Annotated in this window: 1 protein-coding gene; it reads right to left on the bottom strand. The window is 41.6% G+C overall.

Annotation, left to right across the window (positions count from 1 at the left end; genetic code table 11):
* On the bottom strand, window positions 1–1460 hold a 1460-nt coding region (locus tag D7V20_RS19120; RefSeq protein ID WP_147395818.1), incomplete at both ends, for a type VI secretion system Vgr family protein.

Raw genomic sequence — 1460 nt, 5'->3', positions numbered from 1 at the left:
ATGACAACGATTTCATCTTTGCGGGGTAAAAACCGTGCCCCATAACCATCACCCGCCCATGGTGTCAATACATCCACCCATGCAGAGTCCATATCGTTATCATTTGACCCTGCGCCACTGTCATGCGAATGATCTTCTTGTTTGGTGAATAAGAAGCGAACTTTGATACGCCCCCATTCATCTACATATATTTCTTCTCCATCGCTTACAACCTTTGCGCGTTGTACATGTGCAACTGGACGATGTTCCAATGGGTCATATTCAGGAACAATCGCTGTATTCCGACGTACCAACATCAGTTCATTGGCTTGCCGTTCCTCGGTACTGTCCTTATTCTTTTGCCAATGGCTTAGCCTGAGTAGTCGTTCAACTTGGTCTTGTATATCTTTGGGGAAGTTATTCTGATTGTAGAAATTTTTATTGAGAATCAAGAATTCTTTATCATGATCACGATGGTTTTGATCAAGTTCTGCATGTCCATTCAGTTGGAACCAATAACCGACTTGGCTATCTCGTACACTGCTATGCGCTGTAAAATATTTGGCTTGTAGGGCTTGGTATTGACTCAGATGTTTATTCAGCTTGTCTAGTTGTTGATTATTCGAAACAGTGGCTTGATCTTCTCCCTTTAAGTCGCTAATCCATGCAGGTGATAAACTCCATGCCTGTTCAAGACTTAAACTTTCATTGTGCCTTTGACTACTGTGTTTGTGTGAGCTCAGAACTGAACCACAACCGTCTTCTTGACTCAAATGGTCTGCCTGCCAACGCTGTAAATGAATCGCTGTGGATTGTAATTGTCGTTGTGCAATTAAACTGGTGATCGTGTCGTAGGGTTCTGTTGCATTTGAACGATGGTATCGAATGACTCTGCGTTCAAGTGCTTTAAATTGGTTGTTGTCGTCAATTAAACGTAGTTTCTGTGGCGCTATACTTTGATTATGTGTAGAGACAATATGCTGAGATTCATCAATCAACCAATTGATCGATTCCTCACGCATGATTCTGGTTAAATATATATAATCGCTTTCATTCGATTGCATCGAAAAGGGTCGTGTGTCGTAATCTTTTGTTAAGCCACTCAGGTCTAGTTTTAAACTATTGGCGAATAAGGCACTGCGTTGCTGCCATTCTTTGAAGATGATATGGATAATTTCGACGACGCTCTTGTTCATAAACACACGGCTATTGCGCCGTTTATGCCATAAACTGGTTGCATCTTGCATGCTTAAACGATAAAGCGTAAATGCGCCATCGGATTGACCTTGACTGGCACCTGTAATCACGCCTGTGATTCTAAACAGTTGGCCTGTATCTGTGGTTTGATCAACAGCAACTTGGCAGCCAATGAACTGTTTTAATTCAATATACGGATTTGTTGAAAGGCAAATTAACTCAGCAGACAGACCATCATTAATCTCATGATGTCCATCCATCCGTTGTAACATGACCTGAGAATT

The organism is Acinetobacter rongchengensis (assembly GCF_003611475.1).
GTDB classification, from domain to species: domain Bacteria; phylum Pseudomonadota; class Gammaproteobacteria; order Pseudomonadales; family Moraxellaceae; genus Acinetobacter; species Acinetobacter rongchengensis.
The sequence above is the reverse complement of the archived record's forward strand: the minus strand, read 5'-3'. Positions and strand labels throughout refer to the sequence as shown.